This is a genomic window from Kitasatospora sp. NPDC057692 (assembly GCF_042799475.1).
Classification (GTDB): domain Bacteria; phylum Actinomycetota; class Actinomycetes; order Streptomycetales; family Streptomycetaceae; genus Kitasatospora.
Window position 1 is genome coordinate 41413 of record NZ_JBHVIV010000008.1, and the last position, 19918, is coordinate 61330.

General features: G+C 74.6%; 20 protein-coding genes. 14 read left to right on the forward strand and 6 right to left on the reverse strand.

Going from position 1 to position 19918, the window contains the following annotated elements:
• The first annotated feature begins 159 nt into the window (after positions 1 to 159).
• The 6 genes from ACFVFS_RS07085 (at position 160) to ACFVFS_RS07110 (ending at position 6255) form a co-directional block, all read left to right on the forward strand.
• A complete protein-coding gene (locus ACFVFS_RS07085) occupies positions 160 to 1362 on the forward strand; it encodes a sensor histidine kinase (protein ID WP_380621040.1) in 1203 nt (400 codons plus the stop codon).
• The gene (locus ACFVFS_RS07090; protein WP_380621042.1) at positions 1359 to 2042 is read left to right on the forward strand and encodes a response regulator; all 684 of its coding nucleotides are present in this window, start codon (positions 1359 to 1361) and stop codon (positions 2040 to 2042) included. Before ACFVFS_RS07085 ends, ACFVFS_RS07090 begins: the two co-directional genes overlap by 4 nt.
• 333 nt (positions 2043 to 2375) lie before the next feature.
• Complete coding sequence (locus ACFVFS_RS07095; RefSeq protein ID WP_380621044.1) at positions 2376 to 2711, forward strand: hypothetical protein; 336 nt, start codon at positions 2376 to 2378, stop codon at positions 2709 to 2711.
• A 248-nt stretch (positions 2712 to 2959) separates the two neighbouring features.
• Positions 2960 to 3595 carry a penicillin acylase family protein gene (locus ACFVFS_RS07100; RefSeq protein ID WP_380621046.1) on the forward strand — a complete coding sequence of 212 codons (636 nt, stop codon included), beginning with the start codon at positions 2960 to 2962 and terminating at the stop codon, positions 3593 to 3595.
• A gap of 447 nt (positions 3596 to 4042) precedes the next feature.
• Positions 4043 to 4645 (forward strand): carbonic anhydrase, encoded by a 603-nt coding sequence (locus ACFVFS_RS07105; RefSeq protein WP_380621048.1) that lies wholly within the window; start codon positions 4043 to 4045, stop codon positions 4643 to 4645.
• Positions 4646 to 4767: 122 nt separating this feature from the next.
• On the forward strand, positions 4768 to 6255 hold the full coding sequence (locus tag ACFVFS_RS07110; RefSeq protein WP_380621050.1) for a SulP family inorganic anion transporter: 1488 nt from the start codon (positions 4768 to 4770) through the stop codon (positions 6253 to 6255).
• A 197-nt stretch (positions 6256 to 6452) separates the two neighbouring features.
• Here the strand turns inward: ACFVFS_RS07110 and ACFVFS_RS07115 are convergent, their stop codons facing one another.
• The gene (locus ACFVFS_RS07115) at positions 6453 to 6863 is read right to left on the reverse strand and encodes a hypothetical protein (protein WP_380621052.1); all 411 of its coding nucleotides are present in this window, start codon (positions 6861 to 6863) and stop codon (positions 6453 to 6455) included.
• 173 nt (positions 6864 to 7036) lie between these two features.
• Here ACFVFS_RS07115 and ACFVFS_RS07120 point away from each other — a divergent pair, with 173 nt between their 5' ends.
• Positions 7037 to 7855: a class I SAM-dependent methyltransferase gene (locus tag ACFVFS_RS07120; protein ID WP_380621054.1), complete on the forward strand. Its 819-nt coding sequence runs from the start codon at positions 7037 to 7039 to the stop codon at positions 7853 to 7855.
• A 47-nt stretch (positions 7856 to 7902) separates the two neighbouring features.
• Here ACFVFS_RS07120 and ACFVFS_RS07125 read toward each other — a convergent pair whose 3' ends face one another.
• Positions 7903 to 8718 (reverse strand): SAM-dependent methyltransferase, encoded by an 816-nt coding sequence (locus ACFVFS_RS07125; protein WP_380621249.1) that lies wholly within the window; start codon positions 8716 to 8718, stop codon positions 7903 to 7905.
• Positions 8719 to 9028: 310 nt separating this feature from the next.
• On the opposite strand from ACFVFS_RS07125, the gene ACFVFS_RS07130 reads away from it, so the two are divergent.
• The 7 genes from ACFVFS_RS07130 (at position 9029) to ACFVFS_RS07160 (ending at position 16067) form a co-directional block, all read left to right on the forward strand.
• Positions 9029 to 9415 (forward strand): PRC-barrel domain-containing protein, encoded by a 387-nt coding sequence (locus ACFVFS_RS07130; protein WP_380621251.1) that lies wholly within the window; start codon positions 9029 to 9031, stop codon positions 9413 to 9415.
• 136 nt (positions 9416 to 9551) lie between these two features.
• On the forward strand, positions 9552 to 9818 hold the full coding sequence (locus ACFVFS_RS07135; RefSeq protein WP_344329712.1) for a metal-sensitive transcriptional regulator: 267 nt from the start codon (positions 9552 to 9554) through the stop codon (positions 9816 to 9818).
• A 127-nt stretch (positions 9819 to 9945) separates the two neighbouring features.
• Entirely contained in the window at positions 9946 to 11277 is a 1332-nt protein-coding gene (locus ACFVFS_RS07140; RefSeq protein ID WP_380621056.1) for a cryptochrome/photolyase family protein, read from the forward strand.
• Positions 11278 to 11550: 273 nt separating this feature from the next.
• Positions 11551 to 13011 (forward strand): endonuclease/exonuclease/phosphatase family protein, encoded by a 1461-nt coding sequence (locus ACFVFS_RS07145; protein WP_380621058.1) that lies wholly within the window; start codon positions 11551 to 11553, stop codon positions 13009 to 13011.
• Between the two features lie 14 nt (positions 13012 to 13025).
• A complete protein-coding gene (locus tag ACFVFS_RS07150; protein ID WP_380621060.1) occupies positions 13026 to 15035 on the forward strand; it encodes a phosphocholine-specific phospholipase C in 2010 nt (669 codons plus the stop codon).
• A 104-nt stretch (positions 15036 to 15139) separates the two neighbouring features.
• Entirely contained in the window at positions 15140 to 15613 is a 474-nt protein-coding gene (locus ACFVFS_RS07155; protein WP_380621062.1) for a VOC family protein, read from the forward strand.
• A 4-nt stretch (positions 15614 to 15617) separates the two neighbouring features.
• Positions 15618 to 16067 carry an SRPBCC domain-containing protein gene (locus ACFVFS_RS07160; protein WP_380621064.1) on the forward strand — a complete coding sequence of 150 codons (450 nt, stop codon included), beginning with the start codon at positions 15618 to 15620 and terminating at the stop codon, positions 16065 to 16067.
• A gap of 44 nt (positions 16068 to 16111) precedes the next feature.
• On the opposite strand, the gene ACFVFS_RS07165 is transcribed toward ACFVFS_RS07160, so the two are convergent.
• The 4 genes from ACFVFS_RS07165 to ACFVFS_RS07180 form a co-directional block, all read right to left on the reverse strand.
• Positions 16112 to 17368: an aromatic acid exporter family protein gene (locus tag ACFVFS_RS07165; protein WP_380621066.1), complete on the reverse strand. Its 1257-nt coding sequence runs from the start codon at positions 17366 to 17368 to the stop codon at positions 16112 to 16114.
• 16 nt (positions 17369 to 17384) lie between these two features.
• Entirely contained in the window at positions 17385 to 18128 is a 744-nt protein-coding gene (locus ACFVFS_RS07170) for a polyprenol monophosphomannose synthase (protein ID WP_380621068.1), read from the reverse strand.
• Between the two features lie 219 nt (positions 18129 to 18347).
• On the reverse strand, positions 18348 to 18614 hold the full coding sequence (locus ACFVFS_RS07175; RefSeq protein ID WP_380621070.1) for a GlsB/YeaQ/YmgE family stress response membrane protein: 267 nt from the start codon (positions 18612 to 18614) through the stop codon (positions 18348 to 18350).
• A 113-nt stretch (positions 18615 to 18727) separates the two neighbouring features.
• On the reverse strand, positions 18728 to 19918 hold the full coding sequence (locus ACFVFS_RS07180) for an ABC transporter ATP-binding protein (RefSeq protein WP_380621072.1): 1191 nt from the start codon (positions 19916 to 19918) through the stop codon (positions 18728 to 18730).

Consider the following 19918-nt stretch of genomic DNA (forward strand, 5'->3'; position numbering starts at 1 on the left):
CAAAATGGTATGAACCGCATTCGAAGGACGACCCCGACGGCCGCGTGTACTGCATCTGCAGTACGCCTCCACCGTCGGCCGTACCCCATCCCCCTCGCCGGATCGTCCGGGACCGGCCGAGGGACCCGCCAGGGCAGCCCCGGACCGGGAGAAGCGAGCATGACCGACACCTGGCTGCGCCGCGTACGCAGACGCCACCCCCTCCTGCTCGACGCGCTGCTCGTGATCGCCGTCTTCGTCGTCACCGCCGGGACGACCACCGTCGACCGCCTCGGCAACCACATCGAGCCGAACCCGGCGGCGCTGACCCTGGCCGTCCTCTCCAGCGCCGCGCTCCTCGGCCACCGCCGGCGCCCCGACGTGGTCTTCGGGATCACCCTCGCCTGCAGCGTGGCCCTGTGCTTCGTCGCGACCCAGCTCAACGCGGGACTGGTCGCGCCGCTGCTCGCCGCCCTCTACTTCCTCGCGGTGCGCACCGACCGCACCACCGCGCGCGCCGCCACCGCCCTCGCCGCCGTGCTGGTGACCGCCGCCGCGATCATCAACGAGCCCCACGCCTCCCTCAGCGTCAAGATCGGCGTCGTCGCCTGGGTCCTGCTGCCCGGCGCCTTCGGCGACTCCGTGCGCAGTCGCCGCGCCCACCTGGCCGCCATCGAGGAACGCGCCGAACGCGCCGAGCGGACGCGCGAGGAGGAGGCCCGCCGCCGGGTCGCCGACGAGCGCATCCGGATCGCCCGCGACCTGCACGACGTCGTCGCCCACCACATCGCCCTCGCCAACGCCCAGGCCGGCATCGCCGTCCACCTCCTCGACCGCCACCCCGCCCAGGCCCGCGAGATGCTCAGCCACCTCACCGACGCCACCGGCTCCGCGCTGCGCGAGCTCAAGGCCACCGTCGGCCTGCTGCGCCGCGCCGACGATCCGCAGGCCCCGCTCGAACCCGCCCCCGGCCTGGACCGGCTGCCCGACCTCATCGGCGCTTTCGAGCGCGCCGGTCTGCCGGTGCGCCTCACCGTCGAGGGGGAGCCGCAGCCGCTCTCCCCGGGCGTCGACCTCACCGCGTACCGGATCCTCCAGGAGTCCCTGACCAACGTCGCCAAGCACGCCGCCGGCACCGCCGCCGAGGTCACCCTCGCGTACTCCGGCAGCCGCGTGCTGCTGACCGTCGCCAACGCGCGCCCGGCCTCCGCCGCCCGGTCCGCCGTCGCCACCCCCAGTGACGGGGGCTTCGGCCTGATCGGCATGCGCGAGCGCGCCTCCGCCGTCGGCGGGCGGCTCACCGCCGACCGCCGGCCCTGCGGCGGCTTCCTGGTCTCCGCCGAACTGCCCCTGCGCACCGCCGCCCGAGAGGAACACCCGTGACCATCCGAGTACTGCTCGCCGACGACCAGGCGCTGCTGCGCGGGGCCTTCCGCGTCCTCATCGACGCCGAGGACGACATGCAGGTGGTCGGCGAGGCCGCCGACGGCCGCGAGGCCGTCGAGCTGGCGAGGACGACCCGCCCCGACGTCGTGCTGATGGACATCCGGATGCCCGGTGTCGACGGCCTCTCCGCCACCGCCTCCATCTGCGGGGACCCGGACCTCGCCGGCACCCGGGTGCTCATCCTCACCACTTTCGAGATCGACGAGTACGTAGCCCAGGCCCTGCGCGCCGGAGCCGGCGGCTTCCTCGGCAAGGACGCCGAGCCGACCGAGCTGCTCGCCGCCCTGCGCCGCGTCGCCGCCGGCGACCCCCTGCTGTCGGCCGCCGCCACCCGCGCCCTCATCGACCAACTCCTCGCCCACCCCGAACCGGACCGCGCCCCCGCCGCCGCCCCCGAACGCCTCGCCGCCCTCACCGCCCGCGAACGCGAGGTGATGGCGATGGCCGCCACCGGCCTCAGCAACGAGGAGATCGCCGCCCGGATGTTCGTCAGCCCCTTCACCATCCGCACCCACATCCACCGCGCCATGGCCAAACTCGACGCCCGCGACCGCGCCCAACTGGTCGCCCTCGCCTACCAGACCGGCCTCGTCCCGACGCCACGCCCGATGAAGTAGCCGGGAGACCCCCGGGGCGCCGGCCCATCCCCGCCAGCCGATGCGCTGCACTGCTTCCGCCCGATCACATCGCAGCTCGGCAAGCCTCGGCCCCGCACGCGCGGGGAGTCCCATCAGCTGGGAGCAGCTGGGTCGGCCCCTTGCGCGCGGGGGCTGTTGGCGGCGTTGCCGTGAGGCCGAGAGGTGGTGGGGGCTCTGGCCTGTGGCCGCCCCATGCGCAGGGATCTTGCGGAGTCCCGACCTCGCGTCGTGGGGGGAGCCGCGCCCGCGCCGGTTCGTCCGCGAGGGGAATCCGCCTGCGGGCAGTGGCCCCGGCGCGGCAGGATGGCGGGCGTGGGGGAGTTGCTGCGGGAGGACGTGCGGGATCCGGTCGACCCCGACTTGATGGGGGCCCTGCCGGATCTGGAGGTGCCGGACGCCTCGGTCGTGGACTGGCAGGCGCTGTTCGACCTCGTCGGCTCGGTGCCCGGGTGGTCGTGGCGGTACGCCGACGGGCCGGTCGGCGGTCCGCTTCCACCACCGGCTCGCGCCTCCCCCGGGCGAAGACCGCAGCGGCCACCCCTGCTTCCCGCCCGCACCCGCGGCGTGGCGGTCCGCCGGCTGGGCGCCGACGGCGCGCCCGACTTCGAGCTGCGCGAGCGCCCGCGCCTCCGGTGGCGCGCCAGGTGAGGCTGCTGAGGACGACGGGATCAGGTCGCGGCCCGAGAAGTCCCCGCAGGGGATGGGGTGGTCCTCCCCCGGGTGGCGGGTCGGACGCTCCGCCCGCCCTCCGTCGGACGGGAGGTTCGGGCAAGGAGCACGCCCTCCCGGAGGGGTACACCCGTAGATCTTGCGGGCGAGGGGCGGATCGTTCCGTGGGTCGATGACCGGCGGGCGCCTGCGGCGGCCGCGTGGTGGCCATGACGGACGACGGGAAAGTGAACCAGCGTCAGAAGTGGCCAGGTCTGCGGCAGTTGGCTGCCGGAGCGCTCGCCCTCGGGCTGGCCGCGGGCCTGCTCACGGCACTGGTGCCCGCCTCCGCGCAGGCCGCCGACGCGGATCTCGCGGCCGGCCCGGGGGCCGACCGCGGCGGCTGGACCGCCAAGATCCGCCGGACCGAGTACGGCGTCCCGCACATCCTCGCCCGCGACTTCGGCGGCGTGGGCTACGGCTACGGGTACGCGTTCGCCCAGGACAACCTCTGCCGGCTCGCCGACCAGGTGGTCACCGTGCGCGGTGAGCGCTCCCGCTGGTTCGGGCCGGACAGCCGGTCGGTGGACCGGCTCGGCAATCTGGAGAGCGACACCTTCCAGCAGGGCGTGCTGCGCTCCGGAACGGTGCGCAGGCCGCTGGCCCGGCCGGCGCCCTCCGGCTTCCTGATGGCCACCGAGCTCACCGACCGCGGCCCGCGCACCCGGACCCTGCTCGCCTACGGCCAGTCGGCCGACCCGACCTCGCCCCACTTCACCGACCGGACCCGCCGCTACGCCCGCAAGCAGTGGGTGGCCGAGCGCTTCACCGAGGCCGAGATCCGCTCCGCCCCGGGCCTCACCGTCACCACCCTGCGTCGCTGACGTTCCGTCACATCGCTTCGACCCGGGCCACCGCCGTTCACCGAACGGCGGTGGCCCGTAGGCGTGTTGAGGGGGGCGCGGTCCTCGCGAGGGGCGTGCGGAAAGTGTGGTGCACCAACGCCCCGGGGGCCTGTCGGGTTCCCCTTTGTGCGCAGGCGCCAAGGCGGAACGCCCTGTGTTGTCCATGGCAACAGGATGTTAACCAGATCGGCACATTCTTTGCCCTGGACGCGCTTTTGCCGACCCCATACCCGTGTTTTACTTCCCCTTGACGCGTCATCAGGTCACCGGGGGGACACCGAGGGTCACCGACGCGGCTCCGCGGCATGCCTTCCGCCCGCCGCGGCCGCGCCCACCCGCCGGAGACGCCTGGTTCCGACGCGCCTGCCCGTCCACCGCCCCTCCCGGCCGACGCCGCGAGGGTCACCGAAGGAGGCATCCACCCGCATGGAACCGCTCATCGACCGGGCCCGGGCGTTCCCGCAGCGCGCGGGCGACACCGGCCGGGAACTCACCGGCCTCGCCGCCGGACAGGCCCCGCAGGCCCTGTTCATCACCTGCTCCGACTCCCGGGTGGTACCCGCCCTGATCACCGGCGCCGACCCCGGCGACCTCTTCGAACTCCGCACCGCGGGCAACATCGTCCCCGCCTACCGGGCCGACGACGCCTCCGGCGAGACCGCCACCATCGAGTACGCCGTCGAGGTGCTCGGCGTCCGCGACCTGGTGGTGTGCGGACACTCGCACTGCGGCGCCGTGGGCGCCGTCGTCCGGGGCGAGGACCTCAGCGTGGTGCCCGCCGTCCGCTCCTGGCTGCGCCACGCCGACGGGGCCGCGCTCCGCGCCGACGACACCGACGTCTTCGACCCGACGGTGGCCGGCCCGGTGCAGCGCCACGTGCTCGCCCAGCTCGACCGGCTGCGCGGCTACCCCGCCGTCGCCCGCCGGCTGAGCGAGGGGCGGATCCGGCTGCACGGCTGGTTCTACGAGATCCACACCGGACTGGTGCTCGCCCACCGGCCCGACGCCGACCTCTTCCTCCCGCTGTGACCCCGCCGCACGGCCCGCCGCCGCACCGACCCGCGTCGCCCGGCCCTCCGCCGCACCGCCACTCCACCGCCTCCCGCGCCGTCCGTCGTCCACCGCACCGTCCGCACTCTCCCGAGGACCCGATGACTCGTCGTCCCGCCCTTCGGCTGAGCACTCTGCGCTCCGACCTCCCCGCCTCCCTCGTCGTCTTCCTGGTCGCCCTGCCGCTCTGCGTGGGCGTCGCCGTGGCCTCCGGGGTCCCGGCCGAACTCGGCCTGGTCACCGGCATCGTCGGCGGCCTGGTGACCGGCCTGATGCCCGGCAGCAGCCTCCAGGTGTCCGGCCCCGCCGCCGGCCTGACCGTGCTGGTCCTCGCCGCCGTCCAGGAACACGGCCTCGCCACCCTCGGCGTCATCACCGCCGTCGCGGGACTGCTCCAGCTCGCCCTGGGCGCCGCCCGCCTGGGCCGGCTGTTCCGGGCGATCTCCGTCTCGGTCGTCCAGGGCATGCTGGCCGGGATCGGCCTGGTGCTGATCGCCGGTCAGCTCTACTCGCTCGCCGACACCAAGGGCCCGGCCGGCGGCCCCGCGAAGATCGCCGGGCTGCCCGGGCTGGTCGCGGACACCGCCGGGAACACGCACGCGCTCGCCGCGGCCGCCATCGGCGCCGGGACGGTGGCGGTGCTGCTGCTCTGGCCGCGCCTGCCCGCCCGGGTCCGGGTCCTCCCCGCACCGCTCGCGGCCGTCGCGGGCGCGACGGCCGTCACCGCCCTGTTCGACCTGCCGGTCGCCCGGGTCGAGGTCGCCGGACTCACCGGCGTCCTCCACTTCCCCGGAGCCTCGGACCTCGCGGCGCTCGGCAGCCTCGGGGTGCTGGGCACGGCCGTCGCCTTCGCGCTGATCGCCTCGGCCGAGAGCCTGTTCAGCGCGGCCGCCGTCGACCGCCTGCACGACGGCCCGCGCACCGACTACGACCGGGAACTGCTCGCCCAGGGCGTCGGCAACACCCTGTGCGGCCTGCTCGGCGCCCTGCCGATGACCGCCGTCATCGTCCGCAGCGCCGCCAACGTCCAGGCCGGCGCCCGCACCAAGGCCTCCCGCGTCCTGCACGGCCTCTGGCTGCTGCTCTTCGCGGCCCTGCTCCCCGGCTTCCTCTCGGCCATCCCGCTCGCGGCGCTGGCCGGCGTGCTGGTCCATGCCGGGGCCAAGCTGGTGCCGGTCCGCACCCTGCGGCCGCTCTGGCGGGCCGACCGCGGCGAGGCGACGATCCTGGCCGTCACGGCGATCGCCATCGTGGTGACGAACCTCCTCGAAGGGGTGCTGGCCGGCCTCCTCCTGGCGGTGCTCAAGAGCGCCTGGGACACCTCCCACCTCCAGGTCGCGGTCACCGAACTCCCCGACGGCGCCGTCCGGGTGACCCTGCACGGCAACGCCACCTTCCTCCGGCTGCCCCGTCTCCTCGAAACCCTGGAATCCCTGGAGGAACTGCCGGCCGACCGCCCGGTGCGCCTCGACCTCGCCGGTGTGCGCCACCTCGACCACGCCTGCCGGAGCGCCCTGGAAGTCTGGCAGGAACGCCACAACCGCAACGGCTCCGCCGAACTCCTCGGCCTGCCCGCGGCCTCGGCCTGACCCGCCTGCGGCCGACCCGCCTCCGGCCGGCCCCGCCCCGCCCCACCCGGCAGGGCCGTGGCCGCCGGAAGGCCGCCGGCCACGGCCCGCCCGGGCCTCGCGGCGGCGCCGGAGCGCGGTGACGTCAACCGGTTCAACCTGTTCCGGCCGTAGCCGCCCCCGTGGCGGCGCGCTCGGCGCTCTGCGGCAGGGTGTGCTCAGCGCCAGTGGTCGATGGCCGTGTTGAGGTGCTTGACGCCCGAGTAGTGCAGCCCGCTGGCGAGGAAGAACACGGCGCCCAGGAGCCAGGTGCGCCGGTCGTCGCCGAGCACGCTCTCACCGCGGGTGACGGACAGGACGACGCCGACGAGGAGCAGGCCCTGGGCCGCGATGTTCCACGTCAGGGAGAGCAGCAGGTTGAGGCCGACGGCCATGCTGCCGATCGTGCTGTGGGGGCCGGCCGCGAAGGCGGCCGCCACCAGGAGGGCGAGGCCGGCGGTGACCCCGGTCAGGACGCTGATCAACGTGTTGTGCGGGCCGCCGTGCCGCAGGGTCCAGAAGGTGGTGACGCCGAGCAGCGCCGCCAGCAGGCCGTACGAGACGAGGGCGCCCAAGCGACCCGGGCCCATCACCCCACCCCCCATGCCGCGTACCGCGTACCGCGATGTCCGTTCACCGTAGCGAACCGCCGGGGAGTGCGGCAGACGGGCGGCACGAAGCGGTGGACGTAGATTCGCTACGCCCGGCGGCGCGGGCCGAAAAGGGTTTGAGCGGGGCGCGGGAGGTGCCTAGCGTGAACGGTATGAAGAGGATCCCGACCCCTGCGGACTGGCTCGCGGCCAACCGCGCCAACTGGGACGGGCGCGTCCCCGTGCACGTGGCCAGTGACTTCTACGACGTGCCCGGGTTCGTCGCGGGCAAGGAGCCGCTGCGGGACTTCGAGCTCGCCGAGGTCGGTGATGTCCGCGGGAAGAGCCTGCTCCACCTCCAGTGCCACTTCGGGCAGGACACGCTGTCCTGGGCCCGGCACGGGGCGATCGTCACCGGGCTGGACTTCTCCCGCCCGGCGGTGGAGGCCGCCACCGCCCTGGCCGAGCGGATCGGCGCGGACACCGCCCGCTTCGTCGTCTCCGACGTGTACGGCGCCGTGGACGCGCTCGACGGCCGGACCTTCGACGTCGTCTACACCGGGCTGGGGGCGCTCTGCTGGCTCCCGGACATCGCCCGCTGGGCGCGGACGGTGGCGACCCTGCTCGCCCCGGGCGGCTTCCTCTACCTCGCGGAGTTCCACCCCTTCGCCGAGACGCTGGCCGAGGACGGCCGGACGGTCGAGTACGACTACTTCGACCGCGAGGGCACGGTCTGGGACGAGCCCAGCACCTACACCGACGGCGAGCTGGCGCCCGGGGCCGCCACCGTGACCGTCGAGTGGCAGCACGGGGTCGGTGAGATCGTCAGCGCCCTGGTGGCCGAGGGGCTGCGGATCGAGTTCCTCCACGAGCACGACTTCACCGTGTTCGCCCGCTTCCCGGTGCTTGAGCAGGACGGCGTCTTCCGCTTCCCGGAGGGGCGGCCGCGCGTCCCGCTGATGTACTCCGTCCGGGCGAGCAAGCCGGCTTAGCCCGCCCGCCGCGCACCGCCCGCCGCGGTCCGGCCGCCCCGCCGGGATCAGGGCTTGCGCGCCACCGCGCCGTACATGCTGACGCGGTCGGCGCCCGCGGGCAGGGCGCCGTCGGGGCGCCAGAGCGGGACGGTGACGACCCCGGGGTCGAGCACCTCCAGGCCGTCCAGGAAGGCGCCGACCTGGTCCCGGGTGCGGCCGACCAGGGGAGCGGTGGCCTTGCTGTAGACGCCCGTCACCCGGTCGCGGACCTCGGCGGGGAGGAAGTCCGCGGTGCCGTGCGACAGGATCAGGTGGCTGCCGGGGACGAGGGCGTCCAGCAGCGTGCGCACCACCTCGTACGGGCCCTCCTCGTCCCGCACGAAGTGCAGGACGGCGGCGAGCACGAGGGCCGCCGGGCGGTCGAAGTCGAGCAGCCGCTCGGCCCGGACGTCGGCGAGGAGGTCGACGGGCGAGCGCAGGTCGGCCTGGATGACGGTGGTCCGGCCGACGGCGGTGCCGCCCATCAGGGCGCGGGCATGGGCGAGCACGATCGGGTCGTTGTCCACGTAGAGGACCCGGGCGCCGGGGTCGACCGCCTGGGCGATCTCATGGGTGTTCCCGGCCGTGGGGATGCCGGTGCCGATGTCGAGGAACTGGGTGATGCCGAGGTCCGCCACGCACCGTACCGCCCGGGTGAGGAAGCCCCGGTTGGCGCGGGCGGTGGAGCGGAATTCGGGGTTGGCCGCCAGAGCCCGCTCGGCGGCCTCGCGGTCGGCCGGGAAGTTGTCCTTCCCTCCCAGGTAGTAGTCGTACATCCGGGCGGGGTGCGGGATCTCCGGGCGGAGGTCGGCGGGGACGCCCGGCGCGCCCTGCTCCCACATGCCTTCGTAACTCACCACTGCTGCCGTGCCTCCGCCTGCCCGATCTGATGGTCCGTCGGCGGACAGCGTAGGTGTTCGAGCGGACGGCCGTGTGCTGTTGGTCGGTTCACCCCCGGTTGTGCGGAATGGGCCCCTTGCCGCCCGGCGCCCGCGGCGGCGGGGCCCGGCCCCGCCCGGGAGGGCCGCACACCCCGGTCGGGTGGGGAGCGGGCCCGGCGGGCGGTCTCCGCGCTCCCGGCGCAGGATGGGAGGGTCGGGGGCACTGCTGCCCAACCGAGGAGCCGCCGTGGGGCGGCTACGGGAGGTCGCCATGGCCGTCGCCGAGATCGTTCCGGCCGACATCAGGGAGTGGCGGGGTCAGGCCGTCGTGGACCAGAAGGGACACAAGATCGGCAAGCTGGAGTCCGTCTACGTCGAGACCGCCAGTGACGAGCCGTACTTCGCCACCGTGACGGTCGGCCCGGCCGTGACGGTCGGGCTGAACGTCAACAGCAAGCTGGTCTTCGTCCCGCTCGACGGGGCCGTGCTGGGCCCGGGGTACCTCAAGGTGGCGTTCCCGCGGGCGCTGGTCAAGCAGGCGCCGTCGATCGGCGTCGACGACGTGCTGCCGGCCGAGGCCGAGCCGGAGGTGTTCGCGCACTACGGCCTGGAGTACGTCACCGGCGCGGGTGGAGAGCGGAGGCTCGCCCGCCGATGACCCGCCGATGACCCGCCGCGACCGCTGACCGCCGCGATCCGCCCGTCCCCGCCGCCCCGCCGTCGGCCACCGGGGCAGTGATACCCCACGGGGTACACTGGACAGCCGGTAGTCGACAGCGGAAGGCGGTCCTGAGATGCAGGTGGACGAGGAGGCCGTCGGCGCGGTCCTGAACCGGCTCCGGCGCGCCCAGGGGCAGCTGGCGGGCGTGATCGCGATGATCGAGGCCGGCCGCGACTGCAAGGACGTGGTGACCCAGCTGGCCGCCGTCTCCCGGGCCCTCGACCGGGCCGGTTTCAAGATCGTGGCGAGCGGCATGCGCCAGTGCATGGCGGGCGCCGACGCCGACACGCCGCCGATGAGCGAGGCCGAGCTGGAGAAGCTCTTCCTGGCCCTGGCCTGAGCGGCCGCCCCACGGGGTCCCGCCCCTCCCGAACCCCCGGCGGGGGCGCGCGCCACCGCGGTGCACGCCCCCGCCGTCCGCGTGCCGTACCCCGCACCACCCCCGGCCGTGCGAGGCTCGTGCCCCCATGAGCCTCGCCATCGCCCTCCTCACCCAGGACCTCCGGGTGCACGACAACCCCGTGCTGCACGCCGCCCGCGCCGCCGCCGACGAGGTCGTCCCGCTCTTCGTCCTGGACCCCGACGTCGACGCCACCGGCTTCGCCGCGCCCAACCGCGCCGCCTTCCTCGCCGACTGCCTGGCCGACCTGGACGCCTCCCTGCGCCCGCTCGGCGGCCGCCTGGTGCTGCGCCGCGGACCCGCCGCCACCGCCACCGCCCGGCTGGCCGCCGAACTGGACGCCGCCTCGGTGCACGTCGCGGCCGGCGTGAGCGCCTTCGCCCACCGCCGTGAGCAGGCGCTGCGCACCGAACTCGGCGACCGCCTGCACGTCCACGACGGCTCGCTCACCGCCGTCGTCCCCGGCGCGGTGACCCCCGCCGGCAAGGACCACTACGCCGTCTTCACCCCGTACCACCGCGCCTGGTCGCAGGCGCCCCGCCGGACCGTCCACCGCCCGCCCAAGGCCCTGCGCACCCCGGACGGCATCGCGAGCGAGCCCGTCCCCGCCGTGCGACCGGAGTCGCCCGCGCTCCCGCCGGGCGGCGAGCGGGCCGGCCGGCGGCTCTGGCGGGGCTACGACCTGGACCGCTACGCCGAGCTGCACGACGACCTCGCGGCCGACGGCACCTCGCGCCTCTCGCCGTACCTGCACTTCGGCTGCCTCTCCGCCGCCGAACTGGCGGCCGAGGCGCACCGGCGCGGCGGCGACGGCGCCGAGGCGTTCGTCCGGCAGCTGGCCTGGCGGGACTTCCACCACCAGGTGCTCGCCGCCCGCCCGCGGGCCGCCCGGGAGGCCTACCGCGACCGGGGCGACCACTGGCTGCCGGAGGACGACGAGGAGTGCGCGGCCTGGCGGGCCGGGCGCACCGGATTCCCGCTGGTCGACGCGGGCATGCGCCAGCTCGCCCACGAGGGCTGGATGCACAACCGGGCCCGGCTGGTCACCGCCTCCTTCCTCGCCAAGACCCTCTACCGGGACTGGCGGATCGGCGCCCGCCACTTCCTGCGGTTCCTGGTGGACGGGGACCTCGCCAACAACCAGCTCAACTGGCAGTGGGTGGCGGGCACCGGGACGGACACCCGGCCGAACCGGGTGCTCAACCCGCTGGCGCAGGCCGACCGGCTCGATCCGGACGGCGCCTACGTCCGCCGCTGGGTCCCGGAGCTGGCCCACGTCCCCGGACGGGCGGTGCACCGCCCGTGGCTGCTGGACGAGCGCCCGGCCGGCTACCCGGACCCGCTCGTCGACCCGTCGGCGCTCTCCGACCGCCTGCGCGCCGCCCGCGGCCTGGACTGACCCGCCGCCACGGCCGCCGCCACGGCAACCGCCGCCGCGGCTACCGGCGCAGCCCCCCGCCGGCCCCCGGCCCCACAGTTCCCGAACCGCCCGACATTGCGTCACGTTTCGTTCACGTCCCGGTCGCTGACCTTCGGATGAATGGGCCCGGCCCCACAGTTGTACAGCCAACTGCCAACGGGGCCGCCCCTCCCAGCCTCCGTCAGCAGCCGCGCACGGCCCCGGTCCGGTACCCCCCGACGGCCCGGTGCCCGAGCGGCGGACAGGACATCCGTGGCCACCGGCAGCACCCTGACCCGCACTCCCTCCGGCCCGTCGAACGGCCCCGTCGAGGGCGACCGCCTCACCTTCCACTGGACCACCGACGCCCCCGACCCGAAGAACTGGGTCGGCATCTACGACGGCGACCGCCAGCCAGGCAACGGCGGCTCGCTGCTCTGGAAGTACACGCCGGCCGCTGCGGGCGACGTCCAGCTCGACACCTCCGCGCTCACCGGCGGCCCGTACACGGCGTACCTGCTCGCCAAGGACGGCTATGGCGTCCTCGCCAGGACCGAGCCCTTCACCTTCCAGCCCAAGCCCGCCGTGGTCCGCCCGCACGCGGTCGTGGACGCCTTCACCGCGACCCCGGTGGCGCCCGGCGCGCCCGTCACCGTCAAGCTCGGCGGCCTCTGGGCCCGCCCTGCCGGGAACCCGGCCGGCAGCGCCGTCTTCCGCAAGGTCTCCGGCCCGGCCTGGCTCGCGGTCGCCGCCGACGGCACCGTCACCGGCACCGCGCCGGCCGGCAAGGCGCCGCGCAACCCGGAGGTGCTGGTCGTCGGGGTCAAGGACGGCAGCGGCGCCGCCGACACCGTCACCGTGCTGCTCCCGGGCGCCGACCCGGCCGCCGCACCGCGCCTGAAGGTGGCGAGCTGGAACCTCGCCAAGGCGGGCGCCGCCTTCACCGACGCGGTCGAGAAGCAGCTGCGCGTCGTCCTGGCCCAGGGCCTGGACGTGCTGGCGCTCCAGGAGACCGACGGCACGGCGGCCCGGGTGCTGGCCGACGCCCTCGGCTGGCACGCCCACCAGAGCACCGGCAGTGTCGGCATCCTGAGCCGCCACCCGCTGGCCGCCGTCACCGCGCCGACGGCCGACCTGCCGGCCGCCGGGGCGACCGTCCAGCTCCCGGGCGGCCGCGCCGTCCGGGTCTGGAGCGCGCACCTCGACGAGGCCGACTACGGCCCGTACGCCGCCCAGGACGGGCGGAGCGCCGCGCAGATCACGGCCGCCGAGAACGGCTCCGTCCGCCTCCGGCAGGCCAGGGCGCTGGCGGCCGCCGTCCAGGCCGATGCCGCCGCGGGCCTCCCGGTGGTGCTGGCCGGCGGGCTCTCCTCGCCCTCCCACCTCGACTGGACGGCCGCCACCGCCGCCGCGCACAGCGGTATCGGCGCGCTCGCCTGGCCGGTCACCACGGTGCTCCAGGCCGCCGGGCTCACCGACACCTTCCGCGAGGAGAACCGGGACCCGGTCAAGGCGCCGGGCATCACCTGGTCACCGGTGCGCAGGCAGCGCGCCGCCGGCGGGGCCGAGCCGCAGGACCGGATCGACTACGTGCTCTACCGCGGGCGGCTGAAGCTGGTCGAGGCGCACACCCTGGTCGCCGACTGGCCGGCCGACGACGCCGACCCGGCCGCCCTCGCCGCCAACCAGTGGCCGTCCGACACCGCTGCCGCGGTCGCCACCTTCCAGCTCTGAAAGGCCAGTTCGCGATGTCCGACCTTTCCCGCCGCACCTTCGTCGGCGCCACCGCGGCCGCCGGCGCCGCCGCCCTGACCGGCCTGCCCGGCACGCCGGCGCAGGCCGCGCCCGCCCCGGGCCGGCTCACCGGCACCCTCAAGGACGTCAAGCACGTCGTGGTGCTGATGCAGGAGAACCGCAGCTTCGACCACTACTTCGGCACCCTCGCCGGGGTGCGCGGCTTCGGCGACAAGCAGGCGCTGCAGTTCCCCGACGGCACCGACGTGTTCCGCCAGCCGGACCCGCGCCGCAGCGACGGCAACGTGATGCTGCCCTACCGGATGGACACCTCGAAGTACAACGCGCAGAACGCCGGCGGCCTGCCGCACGACTGGGCCACCGGCCACCAGGCGATCAACGGCGGCGCGATGAACAAGTGGATCGCCGCCAAGGGCGAGCGCACCATGGGCTACTTCACCCGGGAGGACATCCCCTACCAGTACGCGCTGGCCGACGCGTTCACCCTCTGCGACGCCTACTTCACCTCGCTCGCCGGACCGACCGACCCCAACCGGCTCTACCTGTGGACCGGCACCGCCGGCCCCGGCCGGGACGGCACCACCGGCCCGTGGATCGACAACACGCCCGTCACCGACAACCCGGTCGCGGACTGGACGACGTACGCCGAGCGCCTCCAGCAGGCCGGGGTGAGCTGGCGGGTCTACCACAACCCCAGCAAGGACGACCGCACCGGCGACTACGACGACAACGCCCTGTCGTACTTCCGGCAGTTCCACGACTTCCCGAAGGACGACCCGCGGTACGTCAACGCGATGACGAAGTTCGACCCGGCGGCCTTCGACGCGCACTGCAAGGACGGCACGCTGCCGACCATCTCCTGGCTGGTCGCCCCCTACCTGTTCTCCGAGCACCCGGAGGCCGGGCCGGCGTACGGCGCGCACTGGGTGAACCAGGCCCTGCAGTCGCTGATGTCCAACCCGGACGTCTGGCGGCACACCGTCTTCCTGGTGATGTACGACGAGAACGACGGCTACTTCGACCACATGGTGCCGCCGACCCCCGAGCCGGGCACGCCCGAGGAGTTCACCCAGGGCCGCGCCATCGGCCTCGGCAACCGCGTCCCGCTCTGGGTCGTCTCGCCCTGGTCGCGCGGCGGCTGGGTCAACTCCCAGGTGTTCGACCACACCTCGGTGCTGCGCTTCATGGAGCAGGTGACCGGCGTCGCCGAGCCCAACATCTCGGCCTGGCGCCGCGCCGTCTGCGGCGACCTCACCAGCTGCTTCGACTTCGCGGCGCCCGACCACTCGATCCCGCAACTCCCGGACACCAACGCCCTGATGGCCAGGGCGGACGCCGGGACGAAGCTGCCGGGCGTCCAACTCCCGGCCGTCGGCGCCCAGTCGATGCCGGTCCAGGAGCGCGGCGACCGACCGCACCGCCATCTGCCCTACCAGCCCTGGGCCGAGGCCGAGGTGGACCGGCACACCGGCCGGGTCACCTGCACGCTGAGCAACGACGGAGGCGTCGCCTTCCCGTACACGGTCTACCCGAACATCCTGCGGCCCTTCGCGGGCACGCCGTTCACGGTGGCGCCCGGCGCCTCGGCGACGTACCTCTGGGAGACCGCGGAGACCAACGGCCGCTACGACTTCACCGTGCACGGGCCCGACGGCTTCGTCCGCCGCTTCGCCGGGACCGTGGTCCGCGACGGCCTGGGAGGAGACGGCAGGGGCGGCGCCCGGCAGCCCGAGGGCCAGAACGACATCGGCATCCCGATCGTCACCGCCGACCTCTCCGCGTCCGGCCGGCTGACCCTCCAGCTGGTCAACGACGGCATGACCGACGTCTGCTTCTCCGTCGCGCCGAACGACTTCGCGGGCACCGCGCAGACCCTCTGGGTGCGGCCCGGCAAGCAGACCAACCTCGCCTGGCCGCTGGACAAGCAGGGCCGCTACGACGTGGTGGTCACCGCCGCCACCGGCCAGCGCTTCACCCGCCGCTACGCGGGCCGGGTGCACTGAGCCCGGGGCCGCCGCGGCACGCGCCGCGGTCCGGGGGCGCCGAACCGGTGACCCCCGGCCGTGGCGCGGCCGCCCGGCCGGGGCCCGCCGCTACCGTCGGCTCCATGCAGCAGATCACCCCATGCCTCTGGTACGACGACCAGGCCGAGGAGGCCGTCCGCCACTACACCTCGGTCATCCCGAACTCGCGGATCACCGACGTCACCCGCTACACCGAGGCGGGCCCCGGTACGCCCGGCGCGGTGCTGACGGTCGCCTTCGAGCTCGACGGCCGCCCCTTCGTCGCCCTCAACGGCGGCCCGATCTTCCCGTTCACCGAGGCCGTATCGCTCCAGGTGCAGTGCGACGACCAGGCGGAGGTGGACCGGCTCTGGGCGGCGCTGCTGGAGGGCGGCGGCCAGGAGAGCCAGTGCGGCTGGCTGAAGGACCGCTGGGGACTGTCCTGGCAGGTCACCCCGCGGATCCTGATCGACCTGGTGTCCGACCCGGACCGGGACAAGGCCGCCCGGGTGACCAGGGCCATGCTGTCCATGCGCCGGATCGACATCCGGACGCTGCTCGACGCGGCGGAGGGGTGAGCGCGTGGCCGTCCCCGCCTACCGCCACATCTCCTACCTGCACGCCACCCCGCAGCGGGTCTGGCACGCGCTCACCAACCCGGACGAGTCCGGCCTCTACTGGGGGCACCGCAACGTCTCCACCTGGCAGCCGGGCGCCCGCTGGGAGCACCAGCGCGCGGACGGCTCCGGCGTGGCGGACGCGTTCGGCACGGTGGAGGCGGCCGACCGGCCGAACCGGCTGGTCACCACCTGGTCCGGCCCCGGGCAGCAGCCGCCGGCCGGCCCGTCCGTGGTGACCTTCGAGCTGCGCTCCCACCTGGACCTCACCCGGCTGACCGTCACCCACGACAACCTGGCCGACGAGGCCGAGCGCGCGGACGCCGAGGCGGGCTGGTCGGCGGTGCTGTCCAATCTGAAGACCTACCTGGAGACCGGCCACCCGCTCCCGCAGGACCCCTGGGCGATGCCCTGAGCCCGGCGTTCCCGAGCCCGCTGCCGGACTGGGCGCCGCCCGGCTCAGGCCTGCCGGGCCCGCTTGCGCCCGCGCCGCGCCCGGCCGAGGCCCGGGCGGTCCCCACGCACCCACCGGCGCAGTCGGCCGAGCCGGGAGAACCGCTCCCGGCTCGCCACCGACGCCCGGTCCAGCTCCTCCATCAGCCGCCGTGAGCGGTGCTCCAGGTCCAGCTCGTCGAGGATCCGGTCGACCTCGGTCAGCAGCGAGCCGAGCAGGTGCCAGGCGTCCGGGTCCGCCCGCACCTGCTCCAGCAGCAGCCGGGCGACGTTCTCCCGGCTCGCCCAGGCGGCGGACAGCTCGGCGGTGAGCCGCTCCTCGGCCTCCTCGGCGTTCAGACTGACCTGGGTGGTCACCAGCACCGCGAAGCTCACCAGCGCGCCGCCGACGTGCGCGAGCAGCTCCTCCATCGCCACCGCCAGCGCCGGGGCGACCAACGGCTCGCCGGACGCGCGCCGCTTGGCGAGGTCGGTCAGCGTGCGGGAGATCACCCGGATCACCACCACGCAGATCTCCAGGGTGTCCAGCCCGGTGCGCAGCACCAGCCTGGAGAGCAGCCCCTCGCTGATCCGCGGGTTGAACCGGAGGCTGTCCTCGGCCTGGCGCAGCGCGGCGTCCACGTCGGCGATCGCCTGGTCGAGCCGGCGGGCCTCGTGCAGGCGCTCGGCGGCGTCCGCGACCGGGGTGGGCCGGCCCAGCTGGTCGGAGAGGTCGAGGAGCAGGTGCCGGGCCCGGCGGGAGAGGTCCTCGATCGACGCGCCGGCGGTGTCCACCCAGACCGGTGGCGCGAAGACCAGGTTGAACAGCAGGCCGACGCCCGCGCCGATCAGGGTCTCCAGCACCCGGTCCCAGGCGCGGGAGGTCACCTGGGTGACGCCGAGGATCAGCATGGCGCTGATCGCGACCTCCTGGACGAACTCGTCCACCCGGACGAACCGGCCGATCACCAGCGAGGCCAGGATGATCAGCCCGAGGCTCCACCAGGAGAGCCCGACGACCGTGCTGAAGCCGATCGCGATCAGCACGCCGACCACCACCGAGTTGACCCGGCGGACGCTGGTGGTGAGCGTCGAGTAGACGGTGACCTGGACGACCAGCAGCGCGGTGAGCGGTGCGGTCAGCGGGGCGGGCTCGCTGCTGAGCCAGGTCGCCACCACGTAGGAGAGCGTGGCGGCGACGGTCGCCCGGGCGGTCTGCACGGCGAAGGGTTCACGGGCGGCGCGCCGCACCAGCGCGACGGCCCGGTCGTGCGCCAGGGCCACGCGGACCTCCTTGTCGCTACGGCTTGCCGCGGCGCCCTTCGCGCAGCAGCTTCCAGGGCGCGAGCGCCGACTCCACCTGCACTCCGAGGCTCATCTTCGAGGCGCCCTCGACCCGCTCCTCGAAGTGGATCGGCACTTCCTTGATGATGAGCCCGCGCCGCACCACCCGGTGGTTCAGCTCGACCTGGAAGGAGTACCCGTTGCTGTGCACCGAGGGCAGGTCGATCGCCCGCAGGGTCTCCGCGCGCCAGGCCTTGTAGCCGGCGGTGGCGTCCCGCACGCCCAGGCCGAGGATGGTGTTCACGTAGAGGTTGGCCCAGGCGGAGAGCGCCTTGCGGTGCCACGGCCACTCCGCGGCGGTCGATCCGCCCGGCACGTAGCGGGAGCCGAGCACCACGGCCGTGTCGTCGGCCAGCAGGGTGGTCACCATGAGCGGCAGGACGGAGGCGGGGTGGGAGAGGTCGGCGTCCATCTGCACGACCACGTCCGCGCCGTTCTCCAGGGCCCGGGTCATGCCGGCGACGTAGGCCCGGCCGAGGCCGTCCTTCTCGGTGCGGTGCAGCACCCGGATCCGGTCGCCGGACCCGGCGGCCAGCTTGTCGGCGATCTCGCCGGTGCCGTCGGGCGAGTTGTCGTCGACCACCAGCAGGTGCAGGTTCGGCAGGTCGAGGTCGGCCAGCAGCCCGGCGAGGACCGGCAGGTTCTCCCTCTCGTTGTAGGTGGGTACGACCACAACGACCTTCGGGGAGGCCTCGACCATCTTCTGTTCCCTCGCGAGTTCGGCGCCCGCTGGCCGGCGCGGTCATCGGCACCCGCGCCGGGTCGGACGGTCGTCCAGTGCTCCGGCCGCCGTCGTCGCACGGCCGCCGTGGTACGGCCGTGCGAGTCTAGCCGCGCCGTCGCGGACGCCGTCGCGCCGGACCCCGGGCCCTCGCCCGGTGCGACGGTCCTGTGGTGCGGCCGTCGTCCGGTGCGGGCGTCATCTGGTGCGGCGGGAGCTCCAGGCGGGGGCGACGAAGGCCACCAGGGCGACGGCGAAGCCGATCTGGAGCAGATGGCGGATCCAGTCGATCCCGGAGGTGTTCCGGACGCCGATCCAGCCGGAGACCGCGTTCCCCAGCCAGGCCCCGCCGGCGCCGAGCAGCATGGTCAGCCACCACGGGATCGCCTGCGGGCCGCGCAGGATCAGTTTGGCGATCACGCCGAGCACGAAGCCGATGAGCAGAATCCACAGGAGCTGGAACATCGCATTCCACCTTTCGAGGCGCGTTCCCCCATGATCGCCCGAACCGTCCGGCACGGCACGTCCAGCGGGGGCGAGGGGCCGTTCGGGCCCCCGCCTGCCCCTTTCTCCGCGTCCTAACCGTCCGTTCTCCCCGCCCCGCCGCTCAGCGTGGCCCCGGTGGCCGGGTCGAAGACGTGCAGCCGGCCGGTGTCGATCCACAGCTCCAGCGGGGCGCCCTCGGCCGCCCGGGTGGCGGTGCCGATCCGGGCCACCACCTCCCGGCCGGGTGCCCCGGCGCCCGCCTCCGCCTGCCGCGCGCCGATCTCCTCCAGACCGCCGCCGGAGACCGCGTCGCCCTCCACGGTGAAGTGCGCGAACACGTCCGAGCCCACCGATTCGAGCACCTCGACCCCGACCGTGACGGTCGCGCCGCCCGTCGGGTGCTCCAGCAGCGCGGCGTCCTCGAAGTGCTCCGGGCGGATGCCGACCACCACCTCGCGCGGCGCGTCCGCCGCCGTGAGCCGCCGGCGCAGCCGGTCGCCCAGCGGCAGGTCGCCGAGCGCGGTGCGCACCGCGCCCTCCTCCAGCCGGCCGTGCAGCAGGTTCATGCCGGGCGAGCCGATGAACCCGGCGACGAACAGGTTGGCCGGCTCGTCGTACAGCCGCTGCGGCGGGCCGACCTGTTGGACCAGCCCCGCGCGCAGCACCACCACCCGGTCGCCCAGCGTCATCGCCTCGACCTGGTCGTGGGTGACGTAGACGGTGGTGGTGCCCAGGCGCCGCTGCAGCCGGGAGATCTGGGTGCGCATCTGCACCCGCAGCTTGGCGTCCAGGTTGGACAGCGGCTCGTCCATCAGGAACGCCTTGGGGTCGCGGACGATCGCCCGGCCCATCGCCACGCGCTGGCGCTGCCCGCCGGAGAGGTTGGCGGGCCGGCGGTCCAGGTGCTCGGTGAGGTCGAGGATCCGGGCGGCCTCCTCCACCTTGGCGGCGATCACCGCCTTGTCGGTCTTCGCCAGCCGCAGCGCGAAGCCCATGTTCTGGCGGACCGTCATGTGCGGGTAGAGCGCGTAGCTCTGGAACACCATGGCGATGTCGCGGTCCTTGGGCGCCCGGTCGTTGACCACCTGCCCGCCGATCCGCAGGGTGCCGCCGGTGATGTCCTCCAGGCCCGCGATCATGTTCAGGGTGGTGGACTTCCCACAGCCCGAGGGGCCGACCAGGATGACGAACTCGCCGTCGGCGACCGTCAGATCGAGGTCGTGGACGGCCACCGAGCCGTCGGGGTAGCGCTTGCTGATGCCGTCGAGGACGATCTCCGCCAT

Excerpts from the sequence above, each read along its gene's own strand:
- ACFVFS_RS07130 (WP_380621251.1), top strand. The coding sequence starts at position 9,029 with ATGGCCGTCGCCGAGATCGTTCCGGCCGACATCAGGGAGTGGCGGGGT.
- ACFVFS_RS07140 (WP_380621056.1), top strand. The coding sequence starts at position 9,946 with ATGAGCCTCGCCATCGCCCTCCTCACCCAGGACCTCCGGGTGCACGAC.
- ACFVFS_RS07135 (WP_344329712.1), top strand. The coding sequence starts at position 9,552 with ATGCAGGTGGACGAGGAGGCCGTCGGCGCGGTCCTGAACCGGCTCCGG.
- ACFVFS_RS07115 (WP_380621052.1), bottom strand. The coding sequence starts at position 6,863 with ATGGGCCCGGGTCGCTTGGGCGCCCTCGTCTCGTACGGCCTGCTGGCG.
- ACFVFS_RS07175 (WP_380621070.1), bottom strand. The coding sequence starts at position 18,614 with ATGTTCCAGCTCCTGTGGATTCTGCTCATCGGCTTCGTGCTCGGCGTG.
- ACFVFS_RS07180 (WP_380621072.1), bottom strand. The coding sequence starts at position 19,918 with ATGGCGGAGATCGTCCTCGACGGCATCAGCAAGCGCTACCCCGACGGC.
- ACFVFS_RS07155 (WP_380621062.1), top strand. The coding sequence starts at position 15,140 with ATGCAGCAGATCACCCCATGCCTCTGGTACGACGACCAGGCCGAGGAG.
- ACFVFS_RS07170 (WP_380621068.1), bottom strand. The coding sequence starts at position 18,128 with ATGGTCGAGGCCTCCCCGAAGGTCGTTGTGGTCGTACCCACCTACAAC.
- ACFVFS_RS07120 (WP_380621054.1), top strand. The coding sequence starts at position 7,037 with ATGAAGAGGATCCCGACCCCTGCGGACTGGCTCGCGGCCAACCGCGCC.
- ACFVFS_RS07105 (WP_380621048.1), top strand. The coding sequence starts at position 4,043 with ATGGAACCGCTCATCGACCGGGCCCGGGCGTTCCCGCAGCGCGCGGGC.
- ACFVFS_RS07125 (WP_380621249.1), bottom strand. The coding sequence starts at position 8,718 with ATGTGGGAGCAGGGCGCGCCGGGCGTCCCCGCCGACCTCCGCCCGGAG.
- ACFVFS_RS07110 (WP_380621050.1), top strand. The coding sequence starts at position 4,768 with ATGACTCGTCGTCCCGCCCTTCGGCTGAGCACTCTGCGCTCCGACCTC.
- ACFVFS_RS07150 (WP_380621060.1), top strand. The coding sequence starts at position 13,026 with ATGTCCGACCTTTCCCGCCGCACCTTCGTCGGCGCCACCGCGGCCGCC.
- ACFVFS_RS07085 (WP_380621040.1), top strand. The coding sequence starts at position 160 with ATGACCGACACCTGGCTGCGCCGCGTACGCAGACGCCACCCCCTCCTG.